The following is a 13,952-nucleotide window of genomic DNA, read 5'->3' as shown; positions in this document are numbered from 1 at the left end:
GAGCGAACTTGAAGCCCGGACTTGCTGTAGCCGTAGCGTTGCTCCGGCGACCGCTTACTTCTTCACCAGCGGGCAGGCGCTTTCCGACAGCGGGCGGAAGGCCTGGTCGCCGGGGATGGTTTCGAGGATGGTGTAGAAGTCCCACGGCCCCTTGGAGTCCGCCGGCTTCTTCACTTCGGCCAGATACATGTCGTGCACCATGCGGCCGTCGATCCGGATCTTGCCGCCCTTGGCGAAGAAATCGTCGATCGGCATCTCGCGCATCTTGGCCATCACGGTCTGCGCATCCAGCGTGCCGGCGGCGGCGACCGCTTTCAGGTAATGCATGGTCGAGGAGTAGTCGCCGGCCTGGGTCGAGGTCGGCATCTTGCCGAACTTCTCCTGGAACCGCTTGGCGAAGGCGCGGGTCTCGTCGTTGAGGTCCCAGTACCACGCCTCGGTCAGCAGCAGCCCTTGCGCGTTGGCGAGGCCGAGCGCGCGGGTGTCGTTGAGGTTGATGGCGAGGCCGACCACCTGCTGCTTGCCGTCGCGGCCGATGCCGAATTCGGCCGCCGACTTGATGGCGTTGATGGTGTCGGCGCCGCCATTGGCGAGCGCGATCACGTCCGCGCCCGAGCTCTGCGCCTGCAGCAGGAAGGACGAGAAGTCGCTGGTGTTGATCGGGTGCTTGATGTCCGACACCACCTTGCCGCCGGCCGCCTCGACGAAGCGGCGGCTGTCATTGGCGAGCTGGTGGCCGTAGGCGAAATCGGCCTGCAGGATCGCCCACTTTTTCTTGCCGCGCTTGACCACCGCATTGGCGGTGCCGCGCGCCAGCGCATAGGTGTCCCAAGTGTAGTGAATGCTGTTCGGCGTGCATTTCTCGTTGGTAATCACCGAGGTCGACGCGCCGTTGACGATGGCGATGCGGTCCTTGGCCTTGGTCAGTTCCATGACGCCGAGCGCGACCGACGAGTTCATCAGATCGGCGAGCATCGCCACGTTCTTCTCGTCGATCCATTCGCGCGCCAGCGAGACGCCGACATCGGCCTTGTTCTGGTGATCGGCGGACAGCACCTCGATCGGCCGGCCGAGCACCTTGCCGCCGAAATCGTCGACCGCCATCTTCACCGCCGTGACCGCGCCCGGACCGGAGATGTCGGCGAACAGGCCCGACATGTCGGTGAGCACGCCGATCCGCACCGGCGAATTGTCGGCCTGTTGCGCCGTCGCTGCACCGATGCCGAGACCCGAAATGCCGAGGCCCGCACAGAGCGCGAGCGCCGCCAGCCGCCTGGTCGCATTCGTCCGATAGATGGCCATGATGTTCTCTCCAATCCGCCGATCGTTGCCGTGGTTCAACTGTTCACCTCTTTTGCCCGTTGCGCCGCTTCCGGACTCACACCTTCGCGTAGTTGAGCGGCAGCGCGGTGGAATATTTGATCGTCTCCATCGCGAAGCTCGAACTGACGTCGAACAATTCGGCGGCGCTGATCAGCCGCTTGTAGACGTTGTCGTAGGCCGCCACGTCGGGCACCACGATGCGCAGCAGATAGTCGACCTCGCCGCTCATCCGGTAGAATTCGGTGACTTCCGGAATCTTGGCGATCTCGCGTGCGAAGGTCGTCATCCATTTGCTGTGATGCTTGTTGGTCTTCAGCGTGACGAACACCGTCACCGGCACGTTGACCAGATTGGCGTCGAGCAGCGCGACGCGGCGGCGGATGATCTTCTTCTCGATCAGCGCCTGGATCCTGCGCCAGCACGGCGAGGTCGACAGCCCCGCCTTCTCCGCCACCGCCGCGACCGGCATCATCGCGTCGTCCTGCAGGCAGCCGAGTATCTTCAGATCGATCCGGTCCATCAGCGCACCATCCTTGCCGCGCTATGCGCGCAGCGTTGCGGATGAATTGCACAAAGCACGCGCCATGCCAAACGCGCCGCGCGCGCAGCATCGATGTGCATCAAATCGTGGAGAGAGAGTGAAATCGTCCGGCGCGAACCCGGTTTCGGAGAAACACATTCGCGACCGAATCGATAGCTCATAGGCGCTGACCGCCGCTGGCTTCGATGGTCTCGCCGGTGATCCAGCCGCCGTCCTTCGAGGCGAGGAAGGCGACGATCGGCGCGATGTCCTCTGGCCCCGCGATGCGGCCGAGCGCGATGCTGTCGCGGAGCGCGGCGGCGCGCTGCGGATCGGACGCGGCAGGGTTGAGATCGGTCGCCGTCGCACCCGGCAGCACCGCATTCACCGTGATGCCGCGCGGGCCGAGATGCGCGGCGAGGATGCGGCTCAGCGTCGACAGCGCCGCCTTGGTCGGCGCGTAGACCGGCATGGTCGGAAACGACAGCCGCGCCGCCATCGACGAGATGTTGATGATGCGGCCGCCATCGGCCAGCACCGGCAAGAGCTTCTGGATCAGGAAGAACGGCGACTTGAAATTGACCTGCCACATCCGGTCGAACTCGGCTTCGGTGACCTGCTCGATGGTCTTGCGGTCGTCGATGCCGGCGTTGTTGACGAGGATGTCGAGCAGCGGCGGATCGCGCCGGCGGCGCAGTTCGGCGATCAGCGCTTCGGCGAGTTGCACGGCGCCGGCGGGGTCGGCGAGATCGGCTGCGATCAGGAAGCCGTCGCCGCCATCGCTGCGGATCTGCGCGAGCAACTCGGCGGCCTTGTCGCGCTCGGCGCGATAGTGGATCCCGACGACCGCGCCGTCCTGCGCCAGCCGGACAGCGATCGCGCGCCCGATGCCGCGGCTGGCGCCGGTGACGAGAGCGATCCTGTCGGCGAGCGGCTTCATCGCGGCTCCGGCGCTGATCTCGTGATATCAGATCGCATAGGTCGCGCGCCCGATCGCGATCAGCGCGCCCTTCTCGTCGTGGACGTCGACATCGGCGACGCCGACGGTGCGGCCGAGCCGGCGCACCCGGCCGGTCGAGATCAGCGCGGTGTCGATCGCGGGGCGGAAATAATCGACGCGAAAATTGATCGTGGGCAAGCCGCGGCCGACGAACATCACCAGCGCGTAGTCGCCGACAGTGTCGATGATCGAGGCGATCGGGCCGCCGTGCCACTGCTTGGTGCCGGGCTCGCGCTCGAATTCCGGGCGCATCGGCGATCGCATCACGATCTCCTGATTGGCGGCGTCGAGCGAACTCACCGTCAGGCCGAGAAACGAAATGAACGGCGAGGCCTGCAGCATCGCCTCGATCTGCGCGGGCGCCAGCGGCTCGCTCATGGCGTCACCACGACTTTTCCGAACACGGTGCGGTCTTCCAGCATCGCCAGTGCATCCGCGGCCTGCTGCAGCGGAAACGCCTTGTCGACCTTGGCGGTGAGCCGTCCCGACGACAGCAGCCCGAACAGCTTCTCGATGTCGTCGCGCTCCCAGCCGTTGGAGCCGCGGACCTGCAACTCGAACGTCCAGATCACGCGCAGATCCTCGGCCGGATCGTAGCCCGCGGTGGCGCCGCAGGTCAGGATGCGACCGCCGAGCTTGAGCGTGCGCAGCGACTTCACCCAGGTGTCGCCGCCCGTGAAATTCACCACGACGTCGACGCCGCCGTTCTCCGAGCCTGTGCCGCCGACCCGCGCCGGCCGGCCATGGCGTTGCCGCACCACCTGCATGAAGTCTTCCTGCGTGTAGAGGATGACCTCGTCGGCGCCGAGCTGCTTCAGGCGCTCGCCTTTCTCGGCGGAGCCGGCGCAGGCGATCACGTAAGCGCCGGCGATCTTGGCGAGCTGCACGCAGCACACGCCGACGCCGCCGGAGGCGCCGAGGATCAGCACCTTCTCGCCCGCCTTGACCTGCCCGTTGGTGGTCATCATGCGGTGCGCGGTGCCGTAGGCGACCGGCAGCGCCGCGGCCTGTTCGAAGCTCACATTATCGGGGATACGCACGAGCTGATGCGCGCGCGCCTTGCACAATTCGGCGAGGCCGCCATTCATGGTCTCGCCCATCAGCCCGCCTTCGACGCGGTTGAGCGGATCGACCAGCACGCGGTCGCCGGCCTTCCAGCCCTCGACGCCGTCGCCGACCACGACGATCTCGCCTGCGACATCGAGCCCCATGATCACCGGCAACGGGATCTTGATGCCCGGCATGCCGCGACGGGTGAAGATGTCGTGATAGTTCAGCGAGGTCGCGCGCACGCGCAACAGCACGTCGCCGGGTCCGATGTCGGGATCGGGGAAATTCGGATCGAAGGTGAGCTTGTCGAGCCCCCCGTGTTCCCGCAGGACCATCGCGCGCATGTTTTCTTGTTCTCCTTAGGCTGCGTCGGCGCGGCCGAGCGGGCCGCTGCCGAGTGCGAAGTCGACCGCCGCATCGGCGTGCAGCAGCGTCGAGTCGTAAGCCGGTAGATCAATGTTCTCCGGCTGGATCAAGAGGCCGATCTCGGTGCAGCCGAGAATCACGCTGTCGGCACCCGCGGCGCGGCCCTTCGCGATGATCTCCATGTAGCGCTGCCGCGAGGCGTCGCGGATGATTCCGCAGCACAGTTCCGTGAAGATGACGTCGTGAACCGCGCTGCGATCGTCGGCCTCGGGCACGAGGGTCTCGATGCCGTGGCGGCGGCGCATCCGCTCGCGATAGAAATCGTGTTCCATGGTGTAGCGCGTCGCCAGCAGCAGCGGCTTGCGGGCGCCGGCCTGCTTCAATTCCTGCGCGCAGATGTCGATGATGTTCAAAAGCGGGATGTCGATCGCGCTTTGCACCGCGTCGGCGAGCTTGTGCATCGTATTGGTGCAGATCAGCACGCAATCGGCGCCGGCGGCCTGCAATTCGCGGGCGATCTTCTGCAGCACGCGCGTGGCGCCGTCCCAATCGCCGGCGGTCTGCAGCGCGACGATGGTGTCGAAATCGACCGAGCGCAGCAGGATCTCGGCGGAATGCAGCCCGCCGCGCGCCTTGCGCACCTGTTCGTTGAGCCGGCGATAATACACCGCCGTGCTCTCCCAGCTCATGCCGCCAATCAGGCCGATCGTCTTCATCATCCGTCTCCGCAGTCCGATGCCGCCGGCGCGGCACGTGGTCGCGATGATCGCCCGGCGGAATATCAGCGTGGCGTGCCGCGGGTCGTGTCATCGTCGCTGCGCAAAACCTAGCATCGGGCGGCGGTGAACGGTTTTCGTTGTCGACGGGCGCGTGAGGTTGTGGTGGAACTGGATTCTATTTGCACCAAATTTCTGAAATGAAATTCCAATTCAAGCCATCATTCACATTGTGATTCTCCCGCTGCCCGCCGATTTGAAATCGGCCGCCGCCGGGCCTCCACGTGCATCCGGCCTGCCGCCGCGCCGGCACACCTTCGACAAGCGCACGCGTTCATGTCTATAAAGGACCCGCAACCATCCACTCAGGATGGGGAAACGCGATGATCACATCGGGAGGAACCACGATGGAATTGGCCTATGTGCCCCGCCACACCCCCTACACGCTCGCTCCGGAAGACGAACTGAACGACCTGCGGATGTCCGAGAAGGTCCGGCCGCTGTACGACCACGTCAAGAAGTTCATCGCCGAGACCGTCGAGCCGATGTCGCACGAATTCGAGGCGGCCGGCGAAGGCAACCCGAACCGCTGGTCGTTCACCGACAAGCAGCTCGAGATTCTCGGCAAGGCCAAGAACAAGGCCAAGGACGTCGGCCTGTGGAACTTCTTCCTGCCCGACGCCGAGACCGGCGAGGGCCTGAACAATCTCGACTACGCCTATATCGCCGCCGAGCTCGGCAAGGCGCCGCTCGCCTCCGAGGTGATGAACTGCTCGGCGCCCGACACCGGCAACATGGAAGTGCTGGAGCGGGTCGGCACCGCCGCGCAGAAGGAGAAGTGGCTGAAGCCGCTGCTCAACGGCGAGATCCGCTCGGCCTATGTGATGACCGAGCCGAACGTCGCCTCCTCCGACGCCAAGAACGTCTCGACCTCGGCCAAGCTCGACGGCGACGAGTGGGTGATCAACGGCGAGAAGTACTACATCTCCGGCCTCGGCGACCCGCGCTGCAAGATCATGATCGTGATGGTCAAGACCGACCCGACCGCGGCGCCCAGCAAGCAGCAATCGCAGATCCTCGTGCCGGTCGACACCCCCGGCGTCGAGGTGATCGGCCCGATGCACGTGTTCGGCCACGACCACGCGCCGCGCGGCCACATGCACATGCGCTTCAACAATGTGCGGGTGCCGAAGGAGAACATCCTGCTCGGCGAGGGCCGCGGCTTCGAGATTTCGCAGCTCCGGCTCGGCCCCGGCCGCATTCATCATTGCATGCGCACCATCGGCAAGGCCGAGAAGGCGCTCGACATGATGGTGGTGCGCGGCCTGACCCGGGTGGCTTTCGGCCAGAAGATCGCGCATCTCGGCGGCAACATGCAGATCATCGCGCAGGCCCGCTGCGAGATCGAGGCGATGCGGCTGATGGTGCTGAAGGCCGCCAAGGCGATGGACGTGCTCGGCAACAAGGAAGCCCGCGTCTGGGTCAGCATGGTCAAGGCCATGGTGCCCGAGCGCGCCTGCAAGATCATCGACCAGGCGATCCAGATGCACGGCGCCACCGGCATCTCGCAATGGACCCCGCTGGCCGAGATGTACACCGACGTCCGCCACCTGCGCTTCGCCGACGGCCCGGACGAGGTGCACTGGATGGTGGTGGGGCGGCATGAGTTGACGCTGTAAGGCGCTTCTTACTGATAGACGCGGTCTCTCCGCTGTTTCCGCCGTCATCCTGAGGTGCCCGTCGTATCGCGCAACGCGCGATGCGACGGGCCTCGAAGGATGGGCCGCAGGCACGGATGCCGCTACTCGTCGCCGAATCCTTCGAGGCTCGCTACGCTCGCACCTCAGGATGACGATTCAGAAGCGCGCAAGGGCGCGCACCTCAGGATGACGAGTCCGAGTTTCCTCAATCCTTGAACACCACCGTCTTCGTGCCGTTGACGATCACCCGGCCGTCGATGTGCCAGGTGATGGCGCGGGCGAGCACGCGGCGTTCGATCTCGCGGCCCTTGCGCACCAGATCCTCGACGCAATTGTGATGGCTGATGCGCTCGACGTCCTGCTCGATGATCGGGCCTTCGTCGAGATCGGGCGTGACGTAATGCGCGGTGGCGCCGATCAGCTTGACGCCGCGTTCGAACGCCTGGTGATACGGCCGCGCGCCCTTGAAGCCCGGCAGGAACGAGTGGTGGATGTTGATGCAGCGGCCGGCGAGCTTCGCGCACAGCCCGTCCGACAGCACCTGCATGTAGCGCGCCAGCACGACGAGGTCGGTATTGGCGGCGCGGATCAGCTCCCAGACCTGCGCCTCCTGCTCCATCTTGGTCGGCTTGGTGACCGGCAGATAGTGGAACGGGATGCCGTCGAGATCGAGATGCGCGTAGGTCTCGCGCGGATGGTTGGCGATGATGCCGGCGACATCCATCGCAAGTTCGCCGGTGCGCCAGCGATACAGCAGGTCGGCGAGGCAATGGTCGAACTTCGACACCAGGATCATCACCCGCTGCTTCTCGCTGAGGCTGCGCATTGTCCAGGTGATGCCGAATTCGTTCGCGACCGGCTCGAAGGCGGCCTCGAGCGCCGCAATGCTGGCGTCCGGCTTCAGCATCGCGAAGCGCATCCGCATGAAGAACAGATGGGTCTCGGCATCGTTGAACTGATGCGCCTCGACGACATTGCAGCCGGCGTCGAACAGCAGCTTGGAGACCGCTGCGACGATTCCCGGCTGGTCGCGGCAGGACAGCGACAGCACGACATTGGTGTGAGGCATCGAAAGACTCCATGCGAAAGCGCGCGGAAAATCCGCGTGAAAGTCAGTACCGGGCGAGAGGCTTCAACCTCGATCGGGCGCCACCGCGAGGCCGCCGGCGGCCGCCGACGTTTCGAGCCAGTGCAAAAATCCGCCGACCAGGCTGCGCGCCACCGCGACCGCAAAGCCGCCGTCGCCGGTCGCCCAGATCGTCGCGCCGATGTGATGCACGCTGGTCACTGCGCAACCATCCGGCGCGAGCGCCGCGCAATCGATCTGAAAACCCTTTTCGAGCACCGATTGCAGCGCCGGGCCGGACAGCTGCAGCAGCGCGAGGCCATCGGACTGATCGACCACGGACGCCAATCCGTCGAGCTGCGCCGCGAGCACCGCGACGAAGCCGAGCTCCGGTCGCTGCGAGATCGCCAGCCATCTGCCCGGGCCGATGCCGAGAAACGTCACGCTGGCGGCGCTGACGCGCTTGGGCCGATCGCACAGCGCGATGCCGTATGCACGTTGCACGGCCGCGCCCAGCTCGGCGATCCTGCCCTTGCGGGCCATCACCGTCGCGATGCCGCGGCGTTCGATCGGCGCGGCGGTGACGCCGGCGCCGCTGCCGCGCGGAGCGAGCGCCCGCCAGGGGCTCTGATACATCAGCTCAGCCACGCAGCCGCTCTCCTTCCGGATCGACAAACACCGGCGACACGATCTCGGCCTCGAAATCATGCGCGCGGATCGGATCGTAGACGCGAATACGTTCGCCGATCCGATCCGGACCGCGCGACAGCAGCGCCAGCGCGATCCAGTGGCCGAGCGACGGGCTGAACGCCGACGACGTGACGAAGCCCTGATCGGTCTCCGGCGACGGCGCTGCGCCGGGCGCGAACAGATGCGCGCCGTTGCGCAGGCGGTCGTTGCGATCGACCGGACGCAGGCCGACCAGCGTCGGCCGCGCCGGATCGATCAGCGCGGGCCGGCCCGCCATCACCCGGCCGATGAAGTCTTTCTTCGTCGACATCATCCGGCCGAGGCCGAGATCGCGCGCCACCGTCTGGCCGTTGAGTTCATTGCCGGCGGCGTGGCCCTTCTCGATCCGCATCACGCCGAGCGCCTCGGTGCCGTAGGGCACGACGCCGAGGCCTTCACCCGCCGCCATCAGCGCGCGCATCAGCGCATCGCCATAGCCGGCCGGCACTGCGATCTCGTAGGCGCGCTCGCCGGAGAACGAGATCCGGAACAGCCGCGCCGGCACCTCGCCGAGGCGGAATTCGCCGCACGCCATATAGGGAAACGCCGCATCCGACAGATCGACACCCGGCCCGAACAGATTCTGCAGAAGCGTGCGGGACCGAGGCCCGGCGACCGCGACCTGCGCCCATTGCTCGGTGACCGAGACCATCTGCACGTCGAGCTCGGGCCACAGCACCTGATGGCAGAATTCGAGATGCTGCATCACCTTCACCGCGTTCGCGGTGGTGGTCGACATCACGTAGTGATCCTCGGCGAGCCGCGCGGTTGTGCCGTCGTCCATGACGAAGCCGTCCTCGCGCAGCATCACGCCATAGCGCACCTTGCCGACCGCCAGCGTCGAGAAGGTGTTGATGTAGACTCGGTCGAGAAACACGCCGACGTCGGCGCCGCACAGCGCGATCTTGCCGAGGGTGGAGACGTCGCAAATCCCGACCGCGCTCCGCACGGCATCGACTTCGCGCGACACGCTTTGCAGCCAGTCGGTCTCGCCCGGCCGTGCGAACCATTGCGCGCGCAACCACTGCCCGGTCTCGACGAAACTCGCGCCCTGCTGGGCGGACCAGTCGTGAGTCGCGGTGAGACGCGTCGGCTTGAAATGCTTGCCGGTGCTGAGGCCGCCGAATGCGCCGATCGCGACCGGCACCTGCGGCGGCCGGGCCCGCGTGGTGCCTGCGGCGGCGATGCTGCGCTCGGTGAGCGCCGCCATCATCGCCAGGCCGTTGACGTTGGAGGTCTTGCCTTGGTCGGTCGCCATGCCGAGCGTGGTGTAGCGCTTCAGGTGCTCGACCGAGCGAAAGCCCTCGCGCGCCGAGAGCGCGATATCGGCGGCGGTGACGTCGTTCTGCAGATCGACGAAGGCCTTGCTGCGGGCGCCTGCGACCTGCCACAGCGGCGTCACGGCGAAAGCTTCGTCGCTGGCGCGATAGGCCGGCTGCGCGGCGCCGGCATGGCCGCAACGCGATGCGGCCTCCGCGCCCCAGCGCGCGCCGTCCTCCAACGCCTGCGCCAGCGTGAAACGGCCGGCCGCGGCACCCGCGATGGTCATCGCCTTCGGCGCGCCGGCCGCGAGAAACGCCGATGTCTCGGGATTCCATTCGCCCTTGCCGCCGAGATGGGTGGCGAGCGCGATGTTCGGATTCCAGCCGCCGGACACAGCGAGCAGATCGGCGGCGAGTTTTTGCCGTTTGCCGGCGGCATCGACGATCTCGACCGCACGCAGCGATTGCCCGCCGATGGCGTCGGTGACCGACGCGCCAAGATGCACCGGCGCGTTGCCGGCCAACGCGCGGATGGAAGCGGCGACCTCGCGGCGCGGATCGACTACGGCAGCGACTACAATTCCGGCGCGCGACAGATCAGCCGCGCTGCGCCAGCCGTCGTCGCTGGTCGTGAACACCACCGCGCGCTGTCCCGGCGCTGCGGCGAAGCGGTTGACGTAGCTCCGCACAGCGGAGGCCAGCATCACGCCGGGCCGGTCGTTGCCGCCGAACACGATCGGCCGCTCGGTCGCGCCGGTCGCCAGCAACGACTCCCGCGCCACGATCTTCCACAGCCGCTGCCGCGGCGTAAACGCCGGCGGCACCGGCAGATGATCGGCGACGCGCTCGATCACGCCGAACTCATCATCATAGACGCCGAACACGCTGGACCGGCGCAGGATCCGGACATTACTCAGGGTTGCGAGTTCGGCTTCCGCCAGTTGTGCCCACCCGGCCCCCGACAGTCCGTCGATCTCGCAAAGCTCGGACAGCAGCCGGCCGCCGAGCGCAAAGTCTTCTTCGACCAGGATCACGCGCGCGCCGGCACGCCCCGCCGCCAGCGCCGCGGCAAGGCCCGCGGGGCCGCCGCCGATGATCAGCAGGTCGCAGAACGCGGTGGCTTTCTCATATGTGTCCGGATCGGGCTCGCCACTGAGGCGGCCGAGCCCGGCGGAGCGGCGGATCAGCGGCTCGTAGAGCTTTTCCCAAAACGCGGCCGGCCACATGAAGGTCTTGTAGTAGAAGCCGGCGACGATCAGCGGCGACGCGAGCTGATGCACCGCGCGCCAATCGAACGCCAGCGACGGCCAGCGGTTCTGGCTGTGCGCCTCGAGGCCGTCATAGAGCTCGACCGTGGTCGCCTTGGTGTTGGGCTCACGCCGCGCACCGCTGCGCAATTCGACCAGCGCGTTCGGCTCTTCGGAGCCGGCGGAGAAAATGCCGCGCGGCCGATGATATTTGAACGAGCGGCCGACCAGGCGGGTGCCGTTGGCCACCAGCGCCGAGGCCAGCGTGTCGCCGGCGAAGCCGGTCATCGCCGTGCCGTCGAAGGAAAATCGCAGCGGCTTGTCGCGATCAATCAGGCCGCCGCTGATGCGTGAAGCCGCGCTCATGCCGCCGGCTCCTTCGCCGCAAGCGCGACCTCGAGGATTTCATGCGTGGACGGATTGCGCCTCACCACCAGCCAGTTCCGGCAGCCGGCGCCGTGATACCAGAGCCCGCGATGCGGGCCGGCGGGGTTGTCGCGCAGATAGACGTAGTCGAAGAACGCCGCTTCGACGCTGCTTGCGTCGCCTGACGGATCAGGCCTTTGCGGCGCCGCGTCGCCGAGATAGGAGAACTCGGAGACATCGCGCGATCCACAATACGGGCAGGGAATTCTCATCGCGCCCTCAATGCAGATTCGGTTGGGCGCCCTGGCCCTTTTCGTCGATCACCGCACCGCGCGCGAACCGATCGAGCCGCAACTCGACGGCGGCGGGATGCGGCTCGTCGCGGGCGAGCAGATGCGCGAACACGAGGCCGGAGCCCGGCGTGGCTTTGAAGCCGCCGTAGTTCCAGCCGGCATTGAGATAGAGATTCTGCGTCGGCGTGCGATCGATGATCGGCGAGCCGTCCATCGACATGTCGCAAAGGCCGGCCCAGGTGCGCAGGATGCGGGCGCGGCCGATCGCCGGCATCAGCGCCATGCCGCCCTCGCAGATGTCTTCCACGGTCGGCAGATTGCCGCGCTGCGCGTAGGAATTGTAGCCGTCGAGATCGCCGCCGAACACGAGGCCACCTTTGTCGGACTGGCTGATATAGAAATGTCCGGCCCCGAAGGTGATGACGCCGGGGATGATCGGCTTCAGCCCTTCCGACACCATCGCCTGCAGCACGAAGGACTCGATCGGCAGCCGCATCCCGGCCATCGCGGCGACGCGCGAGCTCGAGCCGGCGACGGCGATGCCGACCTTGCCCGCAGCGATCGGGCCGCGCGTGGTCTCGACCCCGGTGACCCGGCCGTTCACAATGGTGATGCCGGTGACTTCGCAATTCTGCACGATGTCGACGCCGCGATCGCTGGCGCCGCGGGCGAAGCCCCAGGCCACCGCGTCGTGCCGCGCGGTGCCGCCGCGGGCCTGCAGCAGGCCGCCCTGGATCGGAAACCGCGCGTCGTCGAAATTCAGGAACGGATAGAGTTTGCGCACGCCGTCGCGGTCGAGCAGTTCGGCATCGACGCCGTGCAGCCGCATCGCGTTGCCGCGCCGCGCATAGGCGTCGCGCTGGGCGTCGGAATGATACAGGTTCAGCACGCCGCGCTGGCTGACCATGGCGTTGTAGTTGAAGTCCTGCTCCAGCCCCTCCCACAGCTTCATCGACAGCTCGTAAAGCGGGATGTTGCCGGGCAACAGATAGTTGGAGCGGATGATGGTGGTGTTGCGGCCCATATTGCCGCCGCCGATCCAGCCCTTTTCCAGCACCGCGACGTTGCGCACGCCGTAGCGGCTGGCGAGATAATAGGCTGTCGCGAGGCCGTGGCCGCCGCCGCCGATGATCACCACATCGTAGGCAGGCTTCGGCGCGGCGTCGCGCCAGGTCGGCTTCCAGCCCTTGTGGCCGCCGAGTGTGTTGCCGAGAAGCGAGAACAGCGAATAGCGCATGCTTGATCCTTCGGCCTGCACTGTCGCGCATCGGCGAAACCCGCTATAGACTGAAAACGACATCCCCTTGCCCAGGAGCGCCATTGCCAAAGACGTTGCCTGCGCCGGCCTCGCGCCCGTCCCGGGTCGGCTTCCTGCTGATCGACGGCTTCGCGCTGATGTCGTTCGCTTCTGCCGTCGAGCCGCTGCGCGCCGCCAACGCCATCGCCGGGCGCACGCTGTATCAATGGTTTCACGTCTCGATCGACGGCCGTCCGATCGGCGCCTCCAGCGGGCTGTCGATCCAGCCGGACTGCGCGATCGACGGCGCGCAGGAGTTCGACATCGTGCTGGTCTGTGCCGGCGGCAATCCGACCAAATTCTCCGATCGGCGGACGATGAGCTGGCTGCGCGCGCAGGCGCGGCGCGGCGTGGCGATCGGCGGCATCTCCGGCGGTCCTTATCTTCTCGCCCGCGCCAAGGTGCTCGACGGCTATCGCTGCACGATCCATTGGGAGCACGCGCCGGCCTTCGCCGAGGCGTTTCCGCATCTCGACCTGACGCGCAATTTGTTCGAGATCGACCGCGAGCGCCTGACCTGCGGCGGCGGCGTCGCCGGGCTCGACATGATGCAGGCGCTGATCCGCCGCGACCACGGCCCGGAGCTGGCCGCCAAGGTCAGCGACTGGTTTCTGCAGACCAATGTCCGGCTCGGCGATTCCAGCCAGCGGCCGAATGCGCGCGAGCGCGGGCGGCTCGGTCATCCCGCGCTGCAGGCCGCGATCGAGCTGATGGAGCGCCGGCTGCGCGAGCCGGCGAGCCGGACCGAGATCGCCCGCGCCGCCGGCGTCTCGCTGCGCCAGCTCGAGCGATTATTCACGACGCATCTCAAGACGACGATCGAGCGACGCTACCTGATGATCCGGCTGCAGCGCGCGCGGACTCTGCTGCGGCAGACGTCGCTCCCCGTCACCCAGATCGGCGCGGATTGCGGCTTCGTCAGCCTCGCGCATTTCTCGCGCGTCTATAGGCAGCGCTTCGCGCGCACGCCCTCGGCCGACCGCAGGCTCTGACGAGAGTGGTGCACGGCCCGGGAAT

Annotated in this window: 13 protein-coding genes; 2 read left to right on the top strand and 11 right to left on the bottom strand. The window is 66.8% G+C overall.

Annotation, left to right across the window (positions count from 1 at the left end; genetic code table 11):
* Positions 1-54: 54 nt before the first annotated feature.
* The 6 genes from RPB_RS05820 to RPB_RS05795 all read right to left on the bottom strand — a co-directional run bounded on the left by RPB_RS05820 (position 55) and on the right by RPB_RS05795 (position 4,978).
* Positions 55-1,302, bottom strand: coding sequence for an ABC transporter substrate-binding protein (locus RPB_RS05820; RefSeq protein ID WP_011440051.1), 1,248 nt, complete (start codon positions 1,300-1,302; stop codon positions 55-57).
* Between the two features lie 76 nt (positions 1,303-1,378).
* A complete protein-coding gene (locus RPB_RS05815; RefSeq protein WP_011440050.1) occupies positions 1,379-1,843 on the bottom strand; it encodes an Lrp/AsnC family transcriptional regulator in 465 nt (154 codons plus the stop codon).
* Positions 1,844-2,021: 178 nt separating this feature from the next.
* Positions 2,022-2,783: an SDR family NAD(P)-dependent oxidoreductase gene (locus RPB_RS05810; protein WP_011440049.1), complete on the bottom strand. Its 762-nt coding sequence runs from the start codon at positions 2,781-2,783 to the stop codon at positions 2,022-2,024.
* Positions 2,784-2,810: 27 nt separating this feature from the next.
* The gene (locus RPB_RS05805; protein WP_011440048.1) at positions 2,811-3,221 is read right to left on the bottom strand and encodes a PaaI family thioesterase; all 411 of its coding nucleotides are present in this window, start codon (positions 3,219-3,221) and stop codon (positions 2,811-2,813) included.
* The gene (locus RPB_RS05800; protein WP_011440047.1) at positions 3,218-4,237 is read right to left on the bottom strand and encodes a quinone oxidoreductase family protein; all 1,020 of its coding nucleotides are present in this window, start codon (positions 4,235-4,237) and stop codon (positions 3,218-3,220) included. Before RPB_RS05800 ends, RPB_RS05805 begins: the two co-directional genes overlap by 4 nt.
* A 15-nt stretch (positions 4,238-4,252) precedes the next feature.
* Positions 4,253-4,978, bottom strand: a complete 726-nt coding sequence (locus tag RPB_RS05795; RefSeq protein ID WP_011440046.1) for an aspartate/glutamate racemase family protein — start codon at positions 4,976-4,978, stop codon at positions 4,253-4,255.
* 404 nt (positions 4,979-5,382) lie between these two features.
* Between RPB_RS05795 and RPB_RS05790 the strand changes: the two genes are divergently transcribed.
* Positions 5,383-6,654 (top strand): acyl-CoA dehydrogenase family protein, encoded by a 1,272-nt coding sequence (locus RPB_RS05790; RefSeq protein ID WP_041797995.1) that lies wholly within the window; start codon positions 5,383-5,385, stop codon positions 6,652-6,654.
* 226 nt (positions 6,655-6,880) lie between these two features.
* On the opposite strand, the gene purU is transcribed toward RPB_RS05790, so the two are convergent.
* The 5 genes from purU to RPB_RS05765 all read right to left on the bottom strand — a co-directional run bounded on the left by purU (position 6,881) and on the right by RPB_RS05765 (position 12,875).
* A complete protein-coding gene (gene purU / locus RPB_RS05785; protein ID WP_011440044.1) occupies positions 6,881-7,744 on the bottom strand; it encodes a formyltetrahydrofolate deformylase in 864 nt (287 codons plus the stop codon).
* 63 nt (positions 7,745-7,807) lie between these two features.
* Positions 7,808-8,389, bottom strand: coding sequence for a sarcosine oxidase subunit gamma (locus RPB_RS05780; RefSeq protein WP_011440043.1), 582 nt, complete (start codon positions 8,387-8,389; stop codon positions 7,808-7,810).
* Positions 8,382-11,345, bottom strand: coding sequence for a sarcosine oxidase subunit alpha family protein (locus tag RPB_RS05775; RefSeq protein WP_011440042.1), 2,964 nt, complete (start codon positions 11,343-11,345; stop codon positions 8,382-8,384). Before RPB_RS05775 ends, RPB_RS05780 begins: the two co-directional genes overlap by 8 nt.
* Positions 11,342-11,617, bottom strand: a complete 276-nt coding sequence (locus tag RPB_RS05770; RefSeq protein ID WP_011440041.1) for a sarcosine oxidase subunit delta — start codon at positions 11,615-11,617, stop codon at positions 11,342-11,344. Before RPB_RS05770 ends, RPB_RS05775 begins: the two co-directional genes overlap by 4 nt.
* 7 nt (positions 11,618-11,624) lie before the next feature.
* Positions 11,625-12,875, bottom strand: coding sequence for a sarcosine oxidase subunit beta family protein (locus tag RPB_RS05765; RefSeq protein ID WP_011440040.1), 1,251 nt, complete (start codon positions 12,873-12,875; stop codon positions 11,625-11,627).
* An 83-nt stretch (positions 12,876-12,958) separates the two neighbouring features.
* On the opposite strand from RPB_RS05765, the gene RPB_RS05760 reads away from it, so the two are divergent.
* Positions 12,959-13,927 carry a GlxA family transcriptional regulator gene (locus RPB_RS05760; RefSeq protein ID WP_011440039.1) on the top strand — a complete coding sequence of 323 codons (969 nt, stop codon included), beginning with the start codon at positions 12,959-12,961 and terminating at the stop codon, positions 13,925-13,927.
* Positions 13,928-13,952: the final 25 nt, after the last annotated feature.

This window comes from Rhodopseudomonas palustris HaA2, from assembly GCF_000013365.1.
Classification (GTDB): Bacteria; Pseudomonadota; Alphaproteobacteria; order Rhizobiales; family Xanthobacteraceae; genus Rhodopseudomonas; species Rhodopseudomonas palustris_J.
Note: the sequence above shows the minus strand (reverse complement) of the source record. Positions and strands in the feature narration are given on the sequence as shown.

Bases quoted from the DNA above. Each gene is read 5' to 3' on its own strand.
- RPB_RS05820 (WP_011440051.1), bottom strand. From the start codon at position 1,302: ATGGCCATCTATCGGACGAATGCGACCAGGCGGCTGGCGGCGCTCGCG.
- RPB_RS05815 (WP_011440050.1), bottom strand. From the start codon at position 1,843: ATGGACCGGATCGATCTGAAGATACTCGGCTGCCTGCAGGACGACGCG.
- RPB_RS05810 (WP_011440049.1), bottom strand. From the start codon at position 2,783: ATGAAGCCGCTCGCCGACAGGATCGCTCTCGTCACCGGCGCCAGCCGC.
- RPB_RS05805 (WP_011440048.1), bottom strand. From the start codon at position 3,221: ATGAGCGAGCCGCTGGCGCCCGCGCAGATCGAGGCGATGCTGCAGGCC.
- RPB_RS05800 (WP_011440047.1), bottom strand. From the start codon at position 4,237: ATGCGCGCGATGGTCCTGCGGGAACACGGGGGGCTCGACAAGCTCACC.
- RPB_RS05795 (WP_011440046.1), bottom strand. From the start codon at position 4,978: ATGATGAAGACGATCGGCCTGATTGGCGGCATGAGCTGGGAGAGCACG.
- RPB_RS05790 (WP_041797995.1), top strand. From the start codon at position 5,383: ATGGAATTGGCCTATGTGCCCCGCCACACCCCCTACACGCTCGCTCCG.
- purU (WP_011440044.1), bottom strand. From the start codon at position 7,744: ATGCCTCACACCAATGTCGTGCTGTCGCTGTCCTGCCGCGACCAGCCG.
- RPB_RS05775 (WP_011440042.1), bottom strand. From the start codon at position 11,345: ATGAGCGCGGCTTCACGCATCAGCGGCGGCCTGATTGATCGCGACAAG.
- RPB_RS05770 (WP_011440041.1), bottom strand. From the start codon at position 11,617: ATGAGAATTCCCTGCCCGTATTGTGGATCGCGCGATGTCTCCGAGTTC.
- RPB_RS05765 (WP_011440040.1), bottom strand. From the start codon at position 12,875: ATGCGCTATTCGCTGTTCTCGCTTCTCGGCAACACACTCGGCGGCCAC.